This window comes from Vibrio sp. ABH4_348 (genome assembly GCF_056159765.1).
Genome location: NZ_JBSWVW010000002.1, coordinates 53,367 through 70,738 on the forward strand (window position 1 = coordinate 53,367; position 17,372 = coordinate 70,738).

Annotated in this window: 16 protein-coding genes; 9 read left to right on the top strand and 7 right to left on the bottom strand. The window is 44.0% G+C overall.

Annotation, left to right across the window (positions count from 1 at the left end; translation table 11 throughout):
• Positions 1-95: 95 nt before the first annotated feature.
• Positions 96-1,517 (top strand): aminotransferase-like domain-containing protein, encoded by a 1,422-nt coding sequence (locus ACXAFJ_RS13825; RefSeq protein WP_475324214.1) that lies wholly within the window; start codon positions 96-98, stop codon positions 1,515-1,517.
• Positions 1,518-1,666: 149 nt separating this feature from the next.
• Entirely contained in the window at positions 1,667-2,755 is a 1,089-nt protein-coding gene (locus ACXAFJ_RS13830) for a TRAP transporter substrate-binding protein (RefSeq protein WP_475324216.1), read from the top strand.
• 103 nt (positions 2,756-2,858) lie between these two features.
• Here the strand turns inward: ACXAFJ_RS13830 and ACXAFJ_RS13835 are convergent, their stop codons facing one another.
• The 4 genes from ACXAFJ_RS13835 to ACXAFJ_RS13850 form a co-directional block, all read right to left on the bottom strand.
• Positions 2,859-4,400: an NAD(P)H-hydrate dehydratase gene (locus ACXAFJ_RS13835; protein WP_475324217.1), complete on the bottom strand. Its 1,542-nt coding sequence runs from the start codon at positions 4,398-4,400 to the stop codon at positions 2,859-2,861.
• Between the two features lie 71 nt (positions 4,401-4,471).
• Positions 4,472-4,930 carry a PAS domain-containing protein gene (locus ACXAFJ_RS13840; RefSeq protein ID WP_475324219.1) on the bottom strand — a complete coding sequence of 153 codons (459 nt, stop codon included), beginning with the start codon at positions 4,928-4,930 and terminating at the stop codon, positions 4,472-4,474.
• Complete coding sequence (locus ACXAFJ_RS13845) at positions 4,930-5,934, bottom strand: response regulator (protein WP_475324220.1); 1,005 nt, start codon at positions 5,932-5,934, stop codon at positions 4,930-4,932. The genes ACXAFJ_RS13840 and ACXAFJ_RS13845 overlap by 1 nt, the downstream gene beginning before the upstream one ends.
• A gap of 237 nt (positions 5,935-6,171) precedes the next feature.
• A complete protein-coding gene (locus ACXAFJ_RS13850; RefSeq protein ID WP_475324221.1) occupies positions 6,172-6,633 on the bottom strand; it encodes a TetR/AcrR family transcriptional regulator in 462 nt (153 codons plus the stop codon).
• 586 nt (positions 6,634-7,219) lie between these two features.
• On the opposite strand from ACXAFJ_RS13850, the gene ACXAFJ_RS13855 reads away from it, so the two are divergent.
• From ACXAFJ_RS13855 to ACXAFJ_RS13875, 5 genes are all read left to right on the top strand, one after another.
• Positions 7,220-7,516 (top strand): DUF406 family protein, encoded by a 297-nt coding sequence (locus ACXAFJ_RS13855; protein WP_475324223.1) that lies wholly within the window; start codon positions 7,220-7,222, stop codon positions 7,514-7,516.
• Positions 7,517-7,666: 150 nt separating this feature from the next.
• Positions 7,667-8,269, top strand: a complete 603-nt coding sequence (locus ACXAFJ_RS13860; RefSeq protein WP_475324224.1) for a hypothetical protein — start codon at positions 7,667-7,669, stop codon at positions 8,267-8,269.
• 138 nt (positions 8,270-8,407) lie between these two features.
• A complete protein-coding gene (locus ACXAFJ_RS13865) occupies positions 8,408-11,293 on the top strand; it encodes an HD domain-containing phosphohydrolase (RefSeq protein WP_475324225.1) in 2,886 nt (961 codons plus the stop codon).
• Positions 11,294-11,478: 185 nt separating this feature from the next.
• The gene (locus tag ACXAFJ_RS13870) at positions 11,479-13,413 is read left to right on the top strand and encodes a putative bifunctional diguanylate cyclase/phosphodiesterase (protein ID WP_475324227.1); all 1,935 of its coding nucleotides are present in this window, start codon (positions 11,479-11,481) and stop codon (positions 13,411-13,413) included.
• 102 nt (positions 13,414-13,515) lie between these two features.
• Entirely contained in the window at positions 13,516-14,886 is a 1,371-nt protein-coding gene (locus tag ACXAFJ_RS13875) for an NtaA/DmoA family FMN-dependent monooxygenase (RefSeq protein ID WP_475324228.1), read from the top strand.
• Positions 14,887-14,951: 65 nt separating this feature from the next.
• Here ACXAFJ_RS13875 and ACXAFJ_RS13880 read toward each other — a convergent pair whose 3' ends face one another.
• Together ACXAFJ_RS13880 and ACXAFJ_RS13885 are read right to left on the bottom strand one after the other, a co-directional pair.
• Complete coding sequence (locus ACXAFJ_RS13880; protein ID WP_475324230.1) at positions 14,952-15,443, bottom strand: N-acetyltransferase family protein; 492 nt, start codon at positions 15,441-15,443, stop codon at positions 14,952-14,954.
• Between the two features lie 12 nt (positions 15,444-15,455).
• Positions 15,456-16,187, bottom strand: a complete 732-nt coding sequence (locus ACXAFJ_RS13885) for a siderophore ferric iron reductase (RefSeq protein ID WP_475324231.1) — start codon at positions 16,185-16,187, stop codon at positions 15,456-15,458.
• Between the two features lie 174 nt (positions 16,188-16,361).
• Between ACXAFJ_RS13885 and ACXAFJ_RS13890 the strand changes: the two genes are divergently transcribed.
• Positions 16,362-16,601 (top strand): RNA recognition motif domain-containing protein, encoded by a 240-nt coding sequence (locus tag ACXAFJ_RS13890; protein ID WP_475324232.1) that lies wholly within the window; start codon positions 16,362-16,364, stop codon positions 16,599-16,601.
• A gap of 45 nt (positions 16,602-16,646) precedes the next feature.
• Here ACXAFJ_RS13890 and ACXAFJ_RS13895 read toward each other — a convergent pair whose 3' ends face one another.
• A complete protein-coding gene (locus ACXAFJ_RS13895; RefSeq protein ID WP_475324234.1) occupies positions 16,647-16,934 on the bottom strand; it encodes a YciI family protein in 288 nt (95 codons plus the stop codon).
• Between the two features lie 89 nt (positions 16,935-17,023).
• Here ACXAFJ_RS13895 and ACXAFJ_RS13900 point away from each other — a divergent pair, with 89 nt between their 5' ends.
• Positions 17,024-17,365, top strand: coding sequence for a winged helix-turn-helix transcriptional regulator (locus ACXAFJ_RS13900; RefSeq protein ID WP_475324235.1), 342 nt, complete (start codon positions 17,024-17,026; stop codon positions 17,363-17,365).
• The last annotated feature ends 7 nt before the right edge of the window (positions 17,366-17,372 follow it).

Sequence of the window (17,372 nt, forward strand, 5' to 3'; positions counted from 1 at the left end):
TTTGTACTCCAAGTGTCCGTTTGCTAGTAGACAAATTATTTAGCGTGAGACAAAATCAGTACAGATACAGAATATTGAAATTAGAGCAATACAGTTTGGCAAAATATCTAAATTTGGTGGAAGACATCACCCAGAAAATTGAACGTGGAGAATTAAAGGCTGGTGACAAGCTACCCTCACTGAGAAACCTTGCACGCCAATATCAAGTTAGTGTCAGTACGGCAGTTAACGGATATGATGAATTAGAGTCACTGGGCATTATTGAAAGTAAACCGCAATCCGGCTTTTTTGTTACCACTCAAACACTTCAACTTGAAACCCCAACCACGCAAACATTTAGCGCCAATGTCACTGAAATTCCAACGCGACTCTTTGCTTCGCAAAACTTAGCAGGGCCACTGGGAACGTCTCTGGCAGAAATTACGGAACAAGAGACGGATTGGTTACAAAAGTCACTCCGGAGATCTGCTAAACGCTTGCATTTGGCTTTTGATCGCTATCCAGATGTACAAGGTGAGTTACCACTGCGTCGAGCGTTAGCTCATCACTTTAGCAAGCAAAATTTTCCGATTAACGAAAAAGATCTCGTTATCACCCACGGTTGCATTTCGGCGGTTAAAACCGCATTGGAAACCGTCACTCAAGCCGGTGATGTGGTTGCCATCACCTCGCCATGTTTTTCTGGTTTGCTCGATTTGCTCGCTCAACTACAACTCAAAGCGCTAGAAATTCCTTGTGACCAAGATGGCTTGAACTTGGAACAGCTTGAACGCAATTTGGCATCCGGTACGGTAAATGCGGTTTTGCTGAGTAGCAGCTTTATTAACCCGACCAGCCTCACCTTCTCTAACCAACAAAAACAGCGCTTGGCCCAGCTAGCCAAAACCTATCAAACTCCGATTGTCGAAGACGACGTTTATCTAGAACTTGGACATAGTACACACTTAACTTTGCCGACCAGCTACTTTGACCATGACGGCTATGTTATCTGGTGTGGTTCGATTTCAAAGACGTTATCGCCAAGCTTGCGTCTTGGATGGTGTAAACCGGGCCGCTTTTTAATGCAATACCTTGCCAAAGCACATACTTCTTCTATGGGGGTTAATGCTCATACGCAGTTAGCCGTTGCTGATTTAATCGACTCAGGAAATTACGCTAGAGCGTTAAAAACAAAGCGTCTGCAACTCACTCACAATAAAAATCAATACTTAAACTACCTTGCCGAACGCCTACCTAAAGGAACCCGTATATCTCAACCTAAAGGCGGGATGGTGCTTTGGATTCAGCACCCAAGGCTACTCTCAGATAAACTAGCAGAGCTGTGCAGAGAAGCGCGAGTTGCGGTTAGAGTTGGTTCAATGTTTAGCACGCGTGAGCTATACAATGATTGCGTAAGAATCAACTTTGGCTTCAACTGGAGTCAGGAAGTTGAACAACATTTAAGTACGTTTTGCGACTTGTTCAACCGTTGTATCGATAGCACCATGATCTCAAAAATTAGCTATATACCCAAATGACCTAAAGATGCTGGGTTCAGCGAGACTTAACTAGTCATCAGACAAGGCATTGATATGTTGCTCTGAACCCTGCGTATTGAGGTCACTTGGGCATACCACTTAGGTCTAGTGGATGTTCGACAAAAACCTCGATATGTTCATGATTTCACATGGAGGTATCAATGAAGCTATTAAACAAACTCTTGCTAGCCACATCTATACTCGGATGTACTTTGGGCATGGTTCAAGCAAGCGAGTCAGAACAAAAAATATTTAAACTAAAATTGGCGGAAACATGGGGGCCTAACACGCCAATTCTTGGTGATGCGACTCGCAACATGGCCAAACTTGCTGAGCAGCTTTCGAATGGCCGCCTGCAAATTCGCGTGGATTCGGCCAACAAACACAAATCACCATTTGGCGTCTTTGACCTTGTGCGTTCGGGACAATACGACTTAGGGCATTCCAGCTCCTATTTTTGGAAAGGTAAAGTACCCAATACACTGTATTTTTCATCAATGCCATTTGGCATGATGACCACCGAACAATACGCTTGGTTCTACCACGGTGGTGGTATGGAGCTAATGCAGTCCGTATATGAACCGTACAATTTGCTTTCGTTCCCGGGTGGAAATTCTGACATTCAAATGGGCGGTTGGTTTAAAAAAGAAATTAACTCTCTGGACGATCTAAAAGGTCTAAAAATCCGTATTCCGGGCTTTGCTGGGGAGATTCTCGCGAACGTTGGCGCAAGCCCTGTTAATATCGCCCCAGGTGAAATGTACACTGCGCTGGAACGCGGTGTTATTGATGCCGCAGAATTTGCTGGCCCGGCGTTTGATTTGCGTCTCGGTTTCCCTAAAGTGGCACCTTACTACTACACAGCGTGGCACGAGCCAGGCTCTGAGAGCCAATTTCTGGTTAACAAAAAGCTATGGCAAGAGCTACCGGACGATCTCAAGCTAATTTTGGAAACCGCTTTTCGCTTAATAGCTTACGACATGCATACGGAATCTCTGCATGCCAACGCCCACAGCTGGCAGAGCATGTCACAAGATTTTCCTGATGTGAAAGTACGCCAGTTCCCAGTGGAGGTGATTGAAGCCCTTAAAGCATCCAACCAAGAGTTGTTGGAAAGCCAGGCAGCCAACGATGAGCTAGCAAAGAAAATTCTTGATTCGCAAGCGAGATACCTCGCGACGACTCGTGCATGGACCAGTATCTCTTTGAAAGCGTATTTGGACTCGACAGCCGAATAAACCTCATTTTGGCGTCATTAACAACCCACCGAAACACAGCAGCCTGTCTTGTTTCGGTGGCATTCCGTCGTAAGGCCAGTTGCAATCAAAGGAACTAGAACTGCTAACACCCAGCCCCTAGGGTTTTACGTTTATGTAAAGCATTAATGGTCTGCCTAACTTGCTGAGCAACGTCGCTTGCCCTTAAGCCAATCTGGCCAAATATCTCGGTATTGTCATCTGCCGCTTGGCTGTGCAGAACCACCCCCGTCCAGGCTGCATCGGAAAGCGACAAACCTTGCGCCAGTAAACTCACTATAATTCCGGTCAACACATCGCCCATTCCACCAACCGCCATACCGGCATTGCCCAATGTACACACACGCATGGCTTTGCCATCGTAAACCAAGGTCCCCGCACCTTTTAGTACCACGACACCTCCGTAACGACGTTGAATCGCCCTCACAGCAAAAAAGCGGTCCGCTTCGACTTCACTAACTGCCATACCGAGTAAACGCGCAGCTTCACCTGGGTGCGGAGTTAAGATCCAATCATCGCGATAAGTGGGTACATAAGACAGCAAAGTTAATGCATCAGCGTCAAATACTTTGGCGATGCTGTGTTCACAAACCAGATCAAACAAGCGCTGTGAGTCGTATCCAAGCCCCAAGCCCGGTCCAATTGCGACCGCTTTTGCCCATTCTAAACGGCTGATAAAATCTTTAATGTCATCCCAACTTGCTACCATGGCTTCTGGACACCTAGCCAGTGTAGGAGTGATTGAGGAATTGTCGGTTTGAGCCGCGACTAAACCAGCCCCAGAACGCAATGCCGCCTCAACCGCAAGGCAAAGTGCGCCACTCATCCCTCGGTCGCCTCCAACCACTAACGCTCTACCATTTTTCCCTTTATGGCCCGAGGCTGGCCGCTTAGGCAGACTTTCTAGTACTGTATTTGCATCACCAGCAAAAGAAGCGGCTGGGTTTAACTCATAAAATACCTGACCGATTTGCAAGTCTTGCAGTTCGAGACAACCACAGAAGTCCCTCGCTTGCCCAGTAAAGCATCCCTGTTTGTAGCCAACAAAACTTACACTTCGATCAGCAATAACGGTCGCCACTAAGCTTTCTCCTGTGTCACTGGCTAAACCGGACGGCAAGTCTAGCGACAGTACTGGAGCATTAGCGCAGTTGATATCTTCGATAGCGCGTCGAGCCAACTCACGGACTGGCCCACTCAACCCTGTTCCCAAAATGGCATCGATAATCAATTCGGCGCGTTCAAGTTCTTCTATCAACATGCTCCAAGGGCTTTCGGAGTCATATAATTCAATAACAATCCCCTGGTACGAGCTTCTCGCTTTGGCCGTATCACCCGTTACCGATTGCGCGTCACCTATGTGGAATACCTGAACTTGGTAACCCGCCTGTTGCGCTAGATGCGCCAAGACATAACCATCGCCACCGTTGTTTCCTGAGCCACACACCACAAGCAGTTTGTTCACATCAGGATAATGACGTTGAAGTGATTGAAACGCCGACAAGCCCGCTCGTTCCATCAACTCAAACATCTCTATGCCCAGTTGGCTGGCGGCTTCCGCCTCACCCAATCTGATTTGTTCACTGGTATATAGGGGTATCCAAGCGTTTTGAGTCAGTGGCTCCATAAATTCTTTGTAATACCTTTACTTGCTGATAGCCATGTAATCTCAAGACCAAATTTCATTCGAGTTAGGGCCTACACTTCGGTGGAATGATGTCCTTTTGAAATCAAGGCTTCCGAAGTGGCATCTTGAATAGACATAAACAGCGACTTAATTTCGCCCGTTGGTGTTCTCATTGGATTCAATGTGACGTTTTGGTACATAAAGTCGGCTTGCTGAGTAATGGGTCTAACATTGCGGCAACGAAATAGATACGGTCTTTGTTGCCAAGTAATAAAGCTGCGACAGCCTAAGTCATAGACAGGTTTGGTTTTTAGGATGAACCAATCTTTAGGAATCTCTGGAAACAAATCAAATAGTGATTGACCAATGGCGTCGTGGGACTGTTTACCACTGTGGTGGGTCATGAATCCGTTCCACAGTTGTACTTCATAATCGCGGTTAATGACGATCAACCCCAGATCGACATTTTGCACCATATCGACCATCCAATGAAACTGTTCAAACTCGGCGGGTAAACCTACAGAATTCATTAAAAGTCCTCCATCAAGTACGACAGTTTGTTATCCAATAAAGGTAAGGATTCATCAACAAACATAAACAATAAATCACAGCGTATAGAAGTACCATCAATGTTATAGCTGACTTCAAAAGTCATGGTTTTACTGAATGAACCTGTTGTTGTCTCAATCACCGAGTCGATTGAAATGTGTTGGCCTAACAAAACTGGCGAGCTCTGAAAGAATCTGACCTCTGCCTGTTTACCCAAACCATTTAAGAATGACCCCACCAAGATGTTGGACACATCCATCAAGAGTTCGAGCTCTTCGAGTTCTTCACTTTCCGCCGGCACTTTCATCAGTTTCTTTAAATCGGCAACACTGGAATCACTGAGTAGGACCAACGCCTCACCAGCAATACCTTCTCCGCTAAAGCCCTGACAAACGCCAGAGACTTGGTCATTATCGGCCAAGTCACGCAGCGCCATGTGTAGCTCAGTCACTTCAAGGATGTTGACGTTAGGTAAGGGTAAGTGAACAAACACATCGAAGTGTCGCGCTAAGGCATCGGCAGCCTGACCAATTGAGACGTTGGCAACTTCCATATAGATGTCACGACGCTTCAGTACCGGCAGTTCAACCGAGGTTCTGGTGATGGTCGTCGGACGTTCTTCTGATTGCACGACTTCTCTAAGAACGCGCTTTAGATGGTCTTGATCAATGGGCTTTTGGATAAAATCAAGGGCACCCGAGGCCATGACTCTTTCTTTGGCTTTAGGCTGGATGTCTCCCGAAACCACGACCACTTTGATATTGATTCCGCGTTCTTGAATCGCATCTAACGTACCAAAACCGTCCAGTTCAGGCATGGTTAAGTCTAAGAACATTAATTTAAATTCTTGTTTAGACAATTGCTCTAACGCATCTAAACCATGAACGGCGAAGGTAATGTCGGCACCGAGAGATTCAGGTAATGAACGTGCCATTTGTTTGCGCGCTAGCGCAGAGTCATCACAAATGAGGACTGGAAAGGACATTTAAGCACCTTGATGTATATGAGTACTATCTAATATGTTTTAGTGTATCAGATAACGAGTACAGAATACTGCAAAACTAAGACTTGTATTAACGTTTAGTCTACAAAGGCACTTTTTGCTAGCAAAGTGATGGTGTTGCAACGAGTTTAAAGAGGAACGGAGTTGAGAATATTTAGGTTATGGAGATGAGGATTTTGAGGCGTATCTAGTCGATACGCCTCAAGTGTCAACCAGTTTTCAGTGCGTTAACTTAACAATAGAATAGCCAAGCAACCACTCCAACTCTTTATGACTTTCCTTACCAAATTTTTCGGTAACCAATTCATAAAGTCGCGTTAGCGCGGTAAGCGCGAACTTTTGCGCTTTCTCAACGGCAACAATGTGATGAACAATCAACTTCAATGTCGACTGAAACTCAGGCAATTCTAACGAACGCAACCAACTGGTTTTAAAAGACTGCACATCAGGCTGATGCGAGAGTTCTTTGATAAACATTTCGATGATTCGGTCATCAAGAGCATCCGTGAAATCCGATTTCTTGGGAAAATGATGACTAATTCCTGTTCTGGAAATTCCAGTTTGCTTACTTAAAGTGGTGTAAGACATGCGGTCATAACCAATGGTCAACAGCTGATCGACTACTGCATCCATTATGGTGTTGATCGTCACTACCGTGTCTTCTTTACTACGTTTTGGCATGATTTGGTGTACTTATATATTGTTGATGCGAATTTAATATCACTCACTAATTTCTCATGCTTATCTATCAGGGCGAGTTCGAGCCCTTCCGCTTTAACAAAGCGTACTAACTCTCATCGTTATGTATCGCCAACTGAACATATGACTAGCCAATCGTTTGCGTCTACCGCAATAACGAATAATTTATTTATAGTTTTGAAATTAGCGGCACGATGTTCCAACAATTACCATGAGATATCAACATCACGAATAGGTATTCATCTACAGAACAATATACTGTTGGTTGTTTTTTTGACAAATCTCACAACAAACAAACTATTTAATTATTTCAATGTGTTACAAATAGCTTTTTATTGGTCAATTTATAATCAGAGTAAATATATACTGCCCAATAAAGATTAGTTTTCACTTTCAAGCGGATAGTTATTCTGTACTAGTTCATAGAATCAGTTGCAATAGTAAAAAGTAAAATACCCAACTTAGAGCTCTGCGTCGTGTATCTAGAAGTCACTTCACTATTGTCATTGAGTATTGAGGCAAATAACAGATGGCGTTACTATCACCCTTATTTAGGTAAGGAATTATGATGACTGACAAACTCCAAGAAAACCAAGTCTGCGAAGCGTGTGGTTGTGCTGGTGAAATAGGCTTTATCATCAAAGAAGGTGATGACGTTTCTGAAGTTTCTGTATTCGGCGAGAATCGTGAATCATTAGACGCTTTGATCGCGCAATATCAGGATGCTGCACAACAGGTTAACGCTGAAGTAAAACAAGAATGCGTCTACGCTGATGATGGCCAATCGGCGACCATTCGTTTTCAGTTTGACGTAAGTGCGGAAAAATTGATTTTTGAACTTAAAACGCGCTCGCTCAACCGCTAATTCTCCCTTTTCCCTCGATGCTAGATACCCAAATAACCTCAAGACACGAGGCTCTGAGTCCTTTATCTTGAGGTCACGTGGGTACAAAGTGGAAGCCATTTGCTTCCACTTTTTGTATACTCTCTAAACGGTTTCGACAAGTGATGCAGTATGAATAGGATCATAAAAACAGTGCTCATTTTTGCACTACTTTGCCCTGTTAGTTACGCAGAGCCGCTTGATTACTATCGAATGCTTAATCATCTCGATAACTACGGTAATCTAGATTTACGCAACAAGCCTTATACGTCACTGGCCAACGGAACCGAAATTCAAGGCAACCTGAACATCTCTAAAACAGCAATTAAAAAGCTCCCTCAACAATTGGTCGTCAATGGTAGTCTCGATGCCAGCAATAGTCTTTTGGATAAAGTTCCCAGTGGAACCAAGATACGTGGCTATGCAAATTTTTTGGGTTCTAAGGTTAAGCGTTGGCCCGTTGGGATCGAGGTTGGTGGCTTTATCAATTTCACCGATACCCCGCTCGAGCAACTACCACCAAGATTCAAGGTTAAAGGTGACTTAAGTGTGATCAGAACACCATTGACCGATCTGCCCAATGGCCTAGTCGTGGAAGGTGACCTTTACCTTGGCGGATCTGGTGTCACCACATTTCCAGACACAATGACGGTAGATGGCAACATCTTTTTGGGTGGTAATCGCATCACAAAATGGCCAAGTGACCTAAAGTTAGGTGGTGCCGTCGCTCCATAGGACAGCCTTTATCTAGGCACACCCCTGTAAAATCTTTATTCACATTATTATCAATATATTGCAGATAGTTTAATGAGTTTTTTTGCATAGTAGTGATATTGACCAATACTTATTAGGTAATTTGTCGATAGGCTCAAAATGAAAAAGAAGCATTATTCGCTCAGTATTCACATCACTACCCTGTTTTTAGTCCTCACAGCATTGATGGGGGCTGCGCTTATTTATGTCAGCTATAGTCACACTCAGGCGATGCTTGACTCGACATTCCAGAAGCTTGAAGAACAGAACAGCCAAGCCCTTGAATCTACCTTTTATCAACAAGTTTCTCCTGTCTTGACCGCACTAGACTTTATGGTCAGTCGACCTTTCGTTGAACCCGACTCTCAGACCATTGCCGACAATGTTGTCTTGGCACCTTTTGCTGAACTTTTCCAGAGCCAGCAAGGCGTACTTTCTGTGTACGTCGGCGACAAGTTCGGCAACTTCACCCTTATTGCGCCTGTCAATTCACCTCAGATGAAAAAGTACTTTTCCGCCCCTCGCGGAGCGCAATATGTCATCCAACGCAGCCAACCAGGACACGTATCAAGTAAAACCTTTTATTCGGGTAACTTGTCGTTACTTGAAACGGTTACCTCGGAAAAAGTATCTCAGTACGACCCTAGAAATCGGCCTTGGTATCAACTGGCATTAAAAAGTACAGGAGCGAATCTCACCGAACCGTACAAATTTTACGGCTTGGACGAACTTGGAATCACCTTTTCAAAACGAAGCTACGATTATTCGTTTGTTGTGGGTGCGGATTACTCGCTTAACTCTATTAGTGATGCCATTGAATCGTTGAAATCCCATGAAGAATCAAAAGTTGCACTTGTCGACGCTCAGGGAAGAATCATCGGCCAAGCTGGAATTTGGGAAGATTCGCAGGCATCAAACAGCATCAAGACAATTAAAGACCTCAGCGAGTATCCGATTTTCTCCAATATTGAAGTCCAGCTCTCGTCTGGAGCCAAAAACAGCGTGACGCTAGTCAATGGCAATACTTGGGCATTGAGCTCAACGAAAGTTGAACTCGGTGAAAACGTTACTCTGATGTTGCTTGAAGCGATTTCGGAAGACACTGTTTTTGCCGATGCGCTGGCAATGCGAGATCGACAAATATGGGTGGTATCGACGACCTTATTCCTCGGGTTTGCCCTGGTTTGGTTTGTCGGTATTCGACTAGCTACACCGCTAAAAAATCTGGTTGCCTTGTCTGAAAACATCGCCAGATTTGATTTTAAGAAAACTCGCTACCCCAAAACAGTGATGAAAGAGGTATCGGACTTAACCGATTCCATGGAACTGATGGAGCACACTCTGCACGACTTGCTTCGTCTTCTACGGGAGGCCACCAGCAATCAAGATTTCAATGTACTGGCTAAAACCATTACCCATCAAAGCTACTTAGTGACTAGGGCAGAGACCATTAAGTTGTTCGTGCATTCTGGTGAACAACAAGAATTTATCACCGCCGCGAATCACGCCATTATCCCATTCAAAATTGAAATCAATCAGTTTTTGCGAGAGACCGCTTGGCTTAGTGATGATCTCAAAAAAGGTCAAATCGTTCATTTGAATCGAACCGATAACGCGCTTTCTAAGCACCTCGATTATCTTTACAACTCGGATGTCTATCTATTCCCATTACTTAACCGTGAACAACGCTTGGTTGGTATTTTGCTACTGGGCTATGAGAGAGAAATCACCAAAGAGCAAAGCGATAAACACGCATTTTTGAAAGAGCTGCTTAGCTTCGCCGAAATCGCAAAAGAAAACATAGATAGAATGCAGCAACAAAAAGACATGTTAAATGCCTTTATTGAGCTCATCGCCTCGTCCATTGATACCAAGTCTCCCTATACCGGTAGCCACTGTCAGCGCGTTCCGGTTCTAACTCAATTGCTCACAGAGGCGGCAGAATCAGACAATCAATATTACCCATTATTCGCGATGAATGAACTCGAATGGGAAGAGTTAAAACTCGCCTCTTGGTTGCATGACTGCGGCAAAGTAACCACGCCTGAATATGTCATTGATAAAGCGACTAAGCTCGAGACTATTTACGATCGCATCCACGAAATTCGCATGCGATTTGAATTACTGAAAGTGACGGAAGAAAAAGAGCATTGGCAGCGTGTCAGTGAAGGCGAAGAAGAAGCTTGTTCCTACAACCATATGATGAATAAGCTGCGTCAATTGGACGAGGACTTCGAATTTGTCGCCCAATGTAATCTCGGTAGTGAGTTTATGGAGGATAAAGACCAACAAAGATTACAACAAATAGCAAGTTACCAATGGCGACGGACTTTGGATGACCAACTTGGTGTCTCTTGGGTAGAAAAAGAACGCGCGTCTGATCCGGTTGAATTGCCAACGATGGAACCATTGATTTCCGACAAACCGGTACATTTTGTTCAATGGGATAGCAGCGAAAACCCTAAAGCCATGTGGCAAGAAGAGTTTGTTCTGCAACCCAAGGCTCTAAAATACAACCGAGGGGAGCTGTACAACCTATCGATCCAGAAGGGGACACTGAATGATGAAGAGCGATTCATCATCAATGACCACATCATCCAAACCATCAATATGCTTAATCGTCTACCCTATCCAGAACATCTTAAGAACACACCAGACATAGCCGGAGGCCATCACGAGCGAGTGGATGGAAAAGGATATCCAAGAGGTTTAAACGAAGACGAGTTGACTATTCCGGCACGTGCAATGGCCATTGCAGATGTATTTGAAGCACTGACATCAACAGATAGACCTTACAAAAAAGCCAAAAAACTGTCTGAGTGTATTCATATCATGACCAATATGGCGACAACGGGCCATGTCGATCCCAAGCTCTATTTACTTTTCTTAGAACGCGATATTTACGCCGTTTATGCAGAACGCTTTTTGGAGCCGTCACAAATTGATTTCGTCGATAGCGAAGAGCACATTAAAATCGTCAAAAACTACATTCGCTCACTTTTCTAACAAAATTGTTAGTGAAATACATTGCATACTTAATTATAATTGAGTCATTAACGTTAGAGTGTGCGTGTTATATCTCTCGGTAAAAGAATCTGAATTAACGGATCATCGAGAAAGAGAACCAGCTGACAAATAAAATTATAACGGTTTCTCATTTAGGCTTTTGCTGTCATTTTTCTGGAGCCGATTTGAAAATTACTCACTCAAAAGCAATGCGCGGCGTATCCGGCATAGCTCTTATTATCGCTTTGCTATCTGCTATTTATGCGATTGTGGAAACAAGCACACCTGTATATTTAGTACTCATGGTGACGGTTGCCGCTCTTGCTATTCTGCATATCGCCTTTCGCTTTATCGACCAACACATTGTATCGCTGCAACAACGGATTCAAGAACTTGAGCAAAGCACCAACAACTTGCAACAAGAATCCACTGAATGGCGAGAGATCTCGCAGCGCTATCAAGCTCTGTTAGACAGCTTGCCAGATCTCGCTTGGATTAAAGACGAAACTGGTAAATTTCTCGCGATAAACAAGCAATTTGAGCTCGCTTTTAATACCAGCCAAGCCGCTATTATTGGCAAAACGGACTTTGATTTGTCGCGTGAGCAAGATGCGTTGGAGTATCAAAAAGATGATCAGTGGGTAATGGAGACAGGTAAAACCCTGCATAAAGAGTTTTTAGCACCGAAAGTAGACGGTAGTAAAACTTGGATTGAACTAATCAAGGTTCCCGTGATTAGTCATGGGAAAATAGTCGGCACCGTGGGTACAGCAAAAGACATTAGCACTCGCAAGCAGGCCGAAATTCAACTTGATTACCTGGCCCATCACGATGCGTTAACCAAACTCAGGAATCGTTTATCACTTGAGCAGCGACTCGAGGAAAAAATAAAGCACAACCACCCTTTCGCCGTAGCTTTTGCCGACCTCGATAATTTCAAGTTAATCAATGATTCGATGGGGCATCGCGTTGGTGATGAAGTACTAAAAGTTGCTGCTGAATCCTTCTCTCGTTACGTTGGCTCTCGCGGCGAAGTATTCCGATTAAGTGGCGATGAGTTTGTCATCGTCGTTGATCAAGAAATGGATGAATTATCTATCTCGAATTGGTGCCAACAACTGATCGAAGTAATCGCGGCACCAACATTACTTGGCGAATTTGAACTTGAACTGTCGCTTTCTTTAGGTGTCTGTCTTTTTCCAAAGCACGGAACCAATGTTGTCGACTTGCTGAAAAACTCCGATATTGCCATGTATCAAGCCAAAAAATCGGGCAAACATGGCTACAAGCTGTTCTCTGAGTCCTTCTCTGGTTTAGCCATGCACCAACTTTCGTTAGAAAAACGCCTTAAGCGTGCACTGGACCAGAATGAATTCATTGTGCGTTACCAACCTATGGTTAATAGCGACACTGGCGAGTTGGTTTCAATGGAAGCGCTTGTGCGCTGGAAAGACCCAGACAGTGGCGAAGTTGGCCCGAACGAATTTATCCCATTTGCCGAGCAATCGGGAATGATCATCGAACTTGGCATGCAGGTCCTAGACATCGTCATATCCCAGATTTCACAATGGTTGAAAGCGGGCTACACCACTGTGCCAGTTTCGGTCAACGTATCAGGGTTACAATTCCAACAACATCACTTTATTGACGATATCAAAAACAAACTCGAGCACTACCAAGTACCTGGCGAATTACTTGAGCTTGAAATCACTGAATCTTTGTTAATGAAAGATGAAGAAAAACTGTTTAATACCTTTTGTCGCGTTCGACGTTTGGGCATCACTTTAAGTATTGATGATTTTGGTACTGGTTATTCTAACCTAGCCTACTTGAGTCGATTCCCAATTAACAAACTCAAAATCGATCGTTCGTTTGTGAGCGACGTTCAATTGCTGCCAGACAAACAAATCATCACTCAGGCCATCATTGATCTTGCCAAAAGTCTTGAGCTAAAAGTCATTGCTGAAGGGGTGGAAACTATCGACGAGCTTATCGAAGTAAATGACATGGGCTGCTCAGTTGTTCAAGGCTACCTTTACTCTAAGCCCCTTTTAACTCGGGACATTGAACCGTATTTGACTCACGAAAAAGAGTTTGCCGACGTGCACAGCTTCAATTAATAAATCTTAATGTTAATCAATCGCATTGATGCGCTATTATTCTCGTCCTTGATGAATGGCGACATGCATTCTTGTATGTCGCCTTTGTAATTGGACAATAATTTGCTTTCAAACGCTGAATGTAATCAAAACGACACCAAACCGACCTCTAATCGTCGCATAGTAATCGGTCTCGCCCTAGGCGCTAGTTGGTTAACTAAACACGCCTGGACAAGAGAGGACAGCCAAGCTGAGAACTTTCTAGACCCCAACCTCTATCTAGACTTGGCTCTTAGGGCCGAGCAGGCAAAATTGGACTTCGTTTTTCGCCCCGACGTTTTATTTCTTGAGCCCCAAATGGCAGCCAATGAGCCAAGCTTTAACGGTTTCGATCCGTTTACGTTGCTTTCAATGATCGCAAGCCATACTAACCATATTGGATTAGTAGCCACGGCGTCTACCAGCTTTGATTCTCCTTATACCGTAGCCAGACAACTAATGAGCTTGCAATGGCTATCGAATGGCAGAGCCGGCTGGAACATAGTTACTGGTTTAAGTGGCCATGACAATTTTGGACAAACAGCGGCAACGTCTTCTGAAGACCGTTATCAAAAAGCCGAAGAATTTGTGAATGTAGTGAAAAAGCTGTGGGACAGTTACCCGCACGACGCACTGCTCATAGATAAAGCGTCGAACCAATTCGCTGACCCTGCCAAAATACAAGCCATCTCTCATAGCGGTGAGCATTTCACTGTCAAAGGCCCTTTAAACCTCACCTGTCACGCCAGCGGTTATCCGGCCTTTTTCCAAGCGGGCGCAAGCGGTCCAGGTAAAAAATTTGCCGCGAAACATGCCAATGTTACCTTTGCAGCCAACCCAGATATCCAATCCGGTATTAAGCTCAAGCAAGAGTTATCAGCAAATACAGAATTAGCCGCAAGGCACGCCTCAGATCTCAAAGTACTACCTGGCTTAAGCCTATATTTGGCTGAGACTAGAGAGGAAGCAGAAGCCATTTATCTGCGAACTCAAGAAGGCCAAAGTGATGAGCGCAAATTCGATTACATCCAAAAACTATTGGGTACCGATTTAAGACAATGGCCAAGACAACATAAACTCACTACCAATGATTTTTACAACCCGGAGTTTAAATCCTACAGTCAGACTCACGCTGACCTTATGATGTCTTTTATTGAACGAGAAAACCCAAGTATTGAAGCGTTTTTACAAAGGCCGGAAGTAAACGGTTCAGCACACTGGCGTGTGGTAGGCACCGTGGATGACGCTGTCGACGACATCGTCAACCGACATCAGGCAGGCGCTTGTGATGGCTTTATCGCAGTACCCAATGGCAGTATGAAGTCGGTCAATCTCTTTTTTGACCAGCTAGTACCAAAGCTACAAAAGCTGGGTTTAGCAAGAACCGAGTACCAGGCTAACTCTCTGCGAGCCCAACTTAATGAATCGGTATTGCATTCTTCAACAAACCCCTAGCCCAAACGCAGCTACAAGAACTAGCAATTCGAAAGGCGAGTGGTTATCTACTCGCTATTTTTCGTTTAGGTTAGCAGCGAATACACGTAACCAATGCCTGAGTAGGTTGAACCATTTATCACGATATCTCGGTTGAAATGAGTAACCGGGGCTTTTTGTTGGTAAAACGCATTATTGGACGCACCTCGAAAAGTACAAATAACGCTTTCTTGGTAACCTAGTTGCGCAAAATGTTGATGCAACGTCGCCATTAGTTTACTGCCTACTCCACGGCCTTGATACATGGGATCAACATAGAGACCGAACACTTCCGCTCGGAGATTATCATCCTCTCTCATTCTGCCGCACGCGTAGCCTTGAATAACCTCATTTTCTATAGCGACCAATGCGAGTCTATTCTGGCAGCTTATGTCTTGTTTCAACAAGCGCTTAAACCAATCCTCATTGACAACCTCTCGATCACTTTCGCCGAGTAAATCCATCAGGTCCGTTTTCCAAGCTCGGTGAATCAAATCAGCAAGTGGAATTAAATCTGCCGAGTCTGCGTTTCGAATCAATATTTCTACTCGTTATTTTAGCTTTGGGCAATTGGCGCACAAACTGCCGTCTGCTCGCTTAAAGTGCATACAGCAGGATATTCTCACAAAACGCCAACGTTTGAGTCTTGAGTCAAACTCGATATTGGCAAGGGGCTTGAGGTTTAATTCCATCGCTAAAAGCCAGTGCTTTGCGTGAGAGGGTAAGTCAAAATTTCTCAAATCAACGTTGTTGTTTCCATTAGTTATAAACAGCTCTTGGTACTTAACCATAATTGCAATGACTGCGTCTGCCAGTAGCATGTCAACCAAGCCTTTCTGAATTCGGCGCGTTTGCGAATACCACTTGTAATAACGCTCAATAAAACATTTAAGTTCTCGACCGTTGGCTTTTATTGCGACGTTCGTGTTATCGGTATGCTTTTGAACCATAGACTCTTGAACAAGGTAGCCATTCGCCATTCCTAGTTGGCGATCGCCCAATAGTGTTAACTGGCTTAGCTTTACTTGTTGCTTAGTTCGATAGGTAGCAATCAGTGCTAGGTATATTCCTTGCCAGGCAATCAGCGACCAGCTTCGTGTTAACCAATATGCTGTGCCCGCTTCTGGATAAGATTGCTTCCAGAATTGGTACAACTGATTTGCGTGCAGATCTTGATCCTGTGACTGGCTCACCAACATAGAATGGTTGTGACCGATAAAGCCATTTAATGACTTGGAGAGCGCTTGAGTCTCTCTAATTAAAATTTGGGCTGCGGATGGCAAAATGTAATAACTCAGATAACGTCAATCCCCTGAACGATAACTTAACAACTAGAATATTAAAAGCTAATCATTCTCAATTAAACCTTCTAAAGGTGTTCTAAAAACGAAAACTCCTCTTGGTTCTCAACACAATTGCTGAGACAATCTCGCCGTTATTTTTTCTAGGCAAAATTTATGAAACTTTTAGTTCGCAATCTATCGAGAACCACGACTGAGCAAGACATTCGTGTTCTTTTCACAGCGCACGGTCAGGTTACAACATGTAATCTAGTATTAGACCAAGAAACAGGTCTGTCCAAGGGGTTTGCGTTTTTGGAAATGCCTAATGACGACGAAGCCAAAGCAGCGCTGCAAGCTTTAAATCATACTGTTGTCGACAAAAGTAAGATTCGCGTAAAGGTCGCAAAAAACTAATTTAATCGGGAGTCGTATTCAATGACTCCCTTTTAATTTAATTGCTTAAGCTAGCAAATGTGAATACTCATCAGACGACATAACGGGTACAAACTCAGTGATGCTATAGGTTGCCGCGCCGCTCGTCACAAAAGGGTCTGCGTCCAGTAATCCTATCAAATCGCTTTTGCTGCTGTGTTTTGATATCAAAATGCCGCCAGACCTTGGCTCTTTTCTGCCACCAAACATCAGTTCTCCAGCCTCATATTGCTTTGATAAATAACGTCTATGTTCGGTAGTAAGACTTTCCGTCACCTTATTCATATCTACAAAACTCATATCAACTAAAAACATCTAATCCTCGCTTTTTCTTGTCTAAATAGATAAATTGCTACTAATTCCGTAGCAAACTATATCGCTACTTTTTTAGTAGCGCAATAAATATGAAAACACCCCTACCCAAACAGGCCGTTCGCGGCTCGAGCTCTGGCGTCGCCATTATGGCGGTCTTTGACCTACTCGGTAAAAAGTGGAATATGAGAATCTTGTGGGAACTTAAGTCCAAACCACTAAGTTTTAGGGCATTACAGGAACGATGTGACTCGATGTCGCCATCTGTGCTCAATAATCGTATTAAGCAGCTAAATGAGGCGAGACTGATTCAAACATCGGAAGATGGGTATACCTTGACCCAGTTAGGTCGAGATTTGATGGCAACACTGGACCCGTTACGTGATTGGGCATCACTGTGGGAACAAGAACTTGAAAAAGCTGACGAACTCTAGTCAGCAA

What these genes read in the sequence shown, in the direction of transcription:
- ACXAFJ_RS13890 (WP_475324232.1), top strand. Translation starts at nt 16,362, where the DNA reads ATGAAACTTTTAGTTCGCAATCTATCGAGAACCACGACTGAGCAAGAC.
- ACXAFJ_RS13835 (WP_475324217.1), bottom strand. Translation starts at nt 4,400, where the DNA reads ATGGAGCCACTGACTCAAAACGCTTGGATACCCCTATATACCAGTGAA.
- ACXAFJ_RS13830 (WP_475324216.1), top strand. Translation starts at nt 1,667, where the DNA reads ATGGAGGTATCAATGAAGCTATTAAACAAACTCTTGCTAGCCACATCT.
- ACXAFJ_RS13865 (WP_475324225.1), top strand. Translation starts at nt 8,408, where the DNA reads ATGAAAAAGAAGCATTATTCGCTCAGTATTCACATCACTACCCTGTTT.
- ACXAFJ_RS13840 (WP_475324219.1), bottom strand. Translation starts at nt 4,930, where the DNA reads ATGAATTCTGTAGGTTTACCCGCCGAGTTTGAACAGTTTCATTGGATG.
- ACXAFJ_RS13850 (WP_475324221.1), bottom strand. Translation starts at nt 6,633, where the DNA reads ATGCCAAAACGTAGTAAAGAAGACACGGTAGTGACGATCAACACCATA.
- ACXAFJ_RS13855 (WP_475324223.1), top strand. Translation starts at nt 7,220, where the DNA reads ATGACTGACAAACTCCAAGAAAACCAAGTCTGCGAAGCGTGTGGTTGT.
- ACXAFJ_RS13895 (WP_475324234.1), bottom strand. Translation starts at nt 16,934, where the DNA reads ATGTTTTTAGTTGATATGAGTTTTGTAGATATGAATAAGGTGACGGAA.
- ACXAFJ_RS13845 (WP_475324220.1), bottom strand. Translation starts at nt 5,934, where the DNA reads ATGTCCTTTCCAGTCCTCATTTGTGATGACTCTGCGCTAGCGCGCAAA.
- ACXAFJ_RS13860 (WP_475324224.1), top strand. Translation starts at nt 7,667, where the DNA reads ATGAATAGGATCATAAAAACAGTGCTCATTTTTGCACTACTTTGCCCT.
- ACXAFJ_RS13900 (WP_475324235.1), top strand. Translation starts at nt 17,024, where the DNA reads ATGAAAACACCCCTACCCAAACAGGCCGTTCGCGGCTCGAGCTCTGGC.